The sequence below is a fragment of the Microcystis sp. LEGE 08355 genome (assembly GCF_015207185.1).
In the GTDB taxonomy this organism is placed as follows: Bacteria; Cyanobacteriota; Cyanobacteriia; order Cyanobacteriales; family Microcystaceae; genus Microcystis; species Microcystis panniformis.
Genome location: NZ_JADEXI010000425.1, coordinates 1 through 4,057 on the forward strand (window position 1 = coordinate 1; position 4,057 = coordinate 4,057).

At 39.0% G+C, this 4,057-nt stretch carries 8 protein-coding genes; all 8 read left to right on the top strand.

Going from position 1 to position 4,057, the window contains the following annotated elements:
- On the top strand, positions 1 to 387 hold a 387-nt coding region (locus tag IQ242_RS18380), incomplete at its 5' end, for a DUF1257 domain-containing protein (RefSeq protein WP_002762644.1).
- Positions 387 to 794, top strand: coding sequence for a ferredoxin (locus IQ242_RS18385; RefSeq protein ID WP_002747586.1), 408 nt, complete (start codon positions 387 to 389; stop codon positions 792 to 794). The genes IQ242_RS18380 and IQ242_RS18385, both read left to right, overlap by 1 nt.
- A gap of 115 nt (positions 795 to 909) precedes the next feature.
- Complete coding sequence (locus IQ242_RS18390) at positions 910 to 1,212, top strand: hypothetical protein (protein ID WP_002734133.1); 303 nt, start codon at positions 910 to 912, stop codon at positions 1,210 to 1,212.
- Between the two features lie 57 nt (positions 1,213 to 1,269).
- The gene (locus IQ242_RS18395; protein WP_370583023.1) at positions 1,270 to 1,614 is read left to right on the top strand and encodes a DUF6516 family protein; all 345 of its coding nucleotides are present in this window, start codon (positions 1,270 to 1,272) and stop codon (positions 1,612 to 1,614) included.
- Between the two features lie 367 nt (positions 1,615 to 1,981).
- A complete protein-coding gene (locus IQ242_RS18400) occupies positions 1,982 to 2,212 on the top strand; it encodes a hypothetical protein (RefSeq protein WP_024969123.1) in 231 nt (76 codons plus the stop codon).
- A 69-nt stretch (positions 2,213 to 2,281) separates the two neighbouring features.
- Positions 2,282 to 2,950 carry a hypothetical protein gene (locus tag IQ242_RS18405; RefSeq protein ID WP_193960966.1) on the top strand — a complete coding sequence of 223 codons (669 nt, stop codon included), beginning with the start codon at positions 2,282 to 2,284 and terminating at the stop codon, positions 2,948 to 2,950.
- Between the two features lie 215 nt (positions 2,951 to 3,165).
- Positions 3,166 to 3,435, top strand: a complete 270-nt coding sequence (locus IQ242_RS18410; RefSeq protein WP_193960967.1) for a DUF4160 domain-containing protein — start codon at positions 3,166 to 3,168, stop codon at positions 3,433 to 3,435.
- A gap of 3 nt (positions 3,436 to 3,438) precedes the next feature.
- Positions 3,439 to 3,678 (top strand): DUF2442 domain-containing protein, encoded by a 240-nt coding sequence (locus IQ242_RS18415; protein WP_002773190.1) that lies wholly within the window; start codon positions 3,439 to 3,441, stop codon positions 3,676 to 3,678.
- Positions 3,679 to 4,057 lie beyond the last annotated feature (379 nt).

Below are 4,057 nucleotides of genomic sequence, written 5' to 3' on the forward strand. Positions count from 1 at the left end.
ATGTCACACTTTAGCAATATCAAAACCAAAATCCGCGATCTATCCTACCTAAAAGCCGCCCTGAGCGATATGGGTATGGAATGGAAAGAGGGTTCTCACCCCGTCAAAGGTTATCAAGGTCAAACTTTAACCGCAGAGGTGGTAATCGAGCAAGATAACAATTACGATATCGGTTTTCGCTGGAATGGTAACGAGTACGAGTTAGTTGCCGATTTGCAATACTGGCAACAACCCCTAACCGTAGAAGGATTTTTAAGAAAAGTAAATCAAGGTTATGCCTACCACACCATCCTGGCAGAAACTGCTAAACAGGGTTTTCAGGTGGCAGCACAGGAAAAAAATACTGATGGTTCTATTCGTCTAGTGGTACAACGTTGGAGTGCCTAATGGCTGATTTTTCTCCCGAACGCTCTGGTTTTGAACCAGAGTTAGGGGGATTCCTAAGAGATTCCCCTGATCGCACCGGTTTTGAACCCGAATTGGGCGGTTTACTGCGCCAGAAAGCGGTTTACGTCGATGAGGTCACTTGTATCGGTTGTAAACACTGCGCCCACGTTGCCCCCAATACCTTTTTTATTGAAGGCGAATACGGTCGCTCTCGCGTCTATAATCAGGACGGTGACGAAGAAGAAATTATTCAAGAAGCGATCGAAACTTGTCCGGTTAACTGTATTCACTGGGTTAATTATAATCAGTTGTCATCCCTTGAGGAAGAACGCAAACATCAAGTGATTAAACAGTTAGGTTTTCCTCAGATTCACAAGAAATTTAGCCCCGCAGATTTAGATATCTAGGGTGGATAGGTACAGCCTCATCCATCCATTATTTCCTAGAAGTTATGGCAGCGGTTCTCGATCGAATCTGCTACAGTTCTCAGGGGAAATAATCCTATCTCGGATTTTAACGACAATGAACACCCAACTGATTGATTCTCTTGCGCGAATTATTCTCTCTCTCTCCGAGGAAGAAAGAGAGTTACTGAATCGGAAAATTGAGAGCGAACAACGGGAAAATTTGCAGATTAACGCTCAAATTTTGGATTTAGAAACCCGTGTCAAGCAATACGAAAATCAATATCGCATGAGTTCGGAAGAATTCTATCCTAGATTTCGTTCTGGTGAGCTAGGGGACGCTATGGATTATTTCGAGTGGAATGTTTATTATGAAATGCTATTGGCAGCTAGAAAAGAGATAAGTTTACGATCAAATTAGATGGAGATAGCCGATTATATTCGCAAGGTTAAACGGAAATTATCTGAGAGTTCGATTGTGAACTCTTTCACGATTGTCGATGAAAGAATTTTATTCGATCGAGGCTATTTCCGAGCGAGAGTCCTTTTAACGAACGGAGATTTTTTAGAAATTGCGGAGGCTTTTACCTCGATCGATCAACGCATCGTTACAATAAGCTATCGCTATCAATGGATGGACGCAAGCAAACAGAAGTTAAGAAAACGCTGGGATAACGTAGAACATTTTCCCGATCTACCCAATTTTCCCGATCATGTTCATGTAGGAGATGAGTTAAACGTTCAACCTGGCGAATCTAGAAATATTTTACAAATTATCACCGTAATCGAGCGCGAGATCGAGATTTTGTGGAACGCATTCTAGAAAGAAACCAAGTCCTATAACTCACCAAATTTCAAGGAAGTCGCGAGAATTATCCGCCAGTTCGCGGGGTAGGCGCGATCGGGCTGAGGGTGGAGTGGTGGGAGCGTAGCACTGGCTCTGCCAGATCGTGTATAATATCACTAAGGGGGTGTTATACGGAAAATTTTCAACTATCATCCCGGTCGAGGGCAATATACGGAAAAAATCCTTAAAAAAACCTCTATAGGTGTATTATATGGATAAAATCCATGTATTTTATAGTTGGACTGCTTCAGTCTATCAGTAGGGACGTACCCTGAAAGTTGTCTGTTAGCGGCTAAGCGTTCTCAAATATGAAAAGCATGAGCAGGTATTGAGGGTTACAAAAATGACGAACCATTTGCCTAATGACGACAAACCGTCTCAAAAGGTTAAAGCTGGCAGAGATGCAGAGGTCGTTGGGGGGGACAAAATTACAAGCACGAATATTAGTGTTTGGATTTCATTTTTACTTATCGGGGTGTTAGCTTCAGGAGGAATTGCTTGGGCAATCAATGCGGGTTGGCTTACAAAATCAGGAAATCCCCAACAGCCATCTCCTCAACGTAGCTCAAACTAAACAAGCAATACCTCGATCATCTAAATTCAAACTGGGAGTGAATTAACCTCAACTTTAGGGACTAATCTTATGCCTCAGAAAGGTGAATCTGGAAGAGATTTAATTCAAATAGGACGTGATAACGTTAAGAACTTTTTGGAAGTAAACTTTCACTCCAAAAACAAAAAAATCTTTTCTGAATTGGAGTATTATCTGGAACATTGGCATCAGTTCGATGGGGAGCAACAAGTAGATATATTTAATTCAAGCTTCAATAAGTATTGTAAAAGAATGAATAAATTGGAATCTTTTGATAACAACTTCTGGTGGCTTACTTTTTTTATAGTGTTTTTGATATCAGGTATGCTGCCCGTACTTGTGCCATTAATAGAACGTTCATTAATATGGCGAAAGACGTTCGGAACTGTTGAGACTATCTTAAATACTACATTTACTGATTATTTTCTTGGCTTACCTGACCCGAAATATAGAAATTCAGGATTAGAACTGGATAATGCAGTTATGGGGCTAAAGATCACGTTTTATTTTGTACCGTCTCTCTCCTTAATATGTATTTTGAAGAAAATAATGAGGATTCCCTTAGCCAGAAAGGTAAATGGAGCAAGAAAAACGGCTAAAATTTACCTAAACCACTTGAATTCCTCACAAAAGAATATAGTGAAAGAAAGTTTTAAATATTATGAGGATACGGCGCGCAATCGTTTTGATGACCTTATAAAGTATGACGATCATCTGTAAATAGCAGTCGGATCTCCGATCGAGTAGAAACCCAACAACTTCCCGCAAAATTAACGAGATGGGTGTTGGATTTTGTGCCTCCATATTTATTAATAGTGCGATTGCGGCTCTGGTAGCTATTGTAGAGTACGAAGCATGAAAAGTAACGCTCCGACTTATCGGATTTTCTTTCGCTATAATAAACCTATCCCTCTCAAATAACCACAAGGATACAAATGCCAGCCATATCCATGTTTTACAGAATTATTATTTATATGTACTTCATGGACAATAAACAACACCATAAACCTCACATTCATGCTAAATATCAAAATTCGGAAGTCATTGTCGCCATTCCAGATGGAGAAATCCTTGAAGGAGCTATTCCTAATGCTAAAATGAAATTACTTTCCGCTTGGATCGAGATTCATCAAGATGAATTGATGGCTAACTGGGAACTCGCTATTTCAGGACAACAACTGTATAAAATTGAACCACTGAGATAAATCATGAATCCTAGAGTTAAAGAAGTTATCCCTTTGCCAAACTATCAATTACAACTCATCTTTACTAATGAAGAAAAGAAAATTTATGATTGTTCACCACTGCTTGATTTTGGCATCTTTCAAGAACTTAAAAACAAACAGTATTTTAATCAAGTAAAAATTTTAGATGGTACGGTAACTTGGCCGAACGAACAAGATATCTGTCCGGATACTCTCTATCTTGACTCCATTTCCCAAACCTAGAACAGTTCGATCGAGGAAACCCGACAACTTCGCATAAAATTTAGGAAGCATGAAAAGTAACGCTCCCACTGATCAGATTTTCTTTCGCTACAGGCTTTCTCAGAAAGATGAGGTTAGTTATTGTTGCTAAAATACTTGATGAGTAAAGATTAATCTGTACTTCATCTCTAGGAGAAAGAGTGAGAAATTTTCTACTTACCCGGTGATTGCTGTGGGGAGGGAAAAGTTAGAGGCAATCGGGGCAAAATGATAAGTATTTTATATGCAAATACCTTCAATACTTAAAAATATTTAAATTTACAATTGGTAATATTTATTTTTACTTAAGAATTTATTGAGAATAATTTCTATTTATTTACGAGGTGACAATACTTCCAGT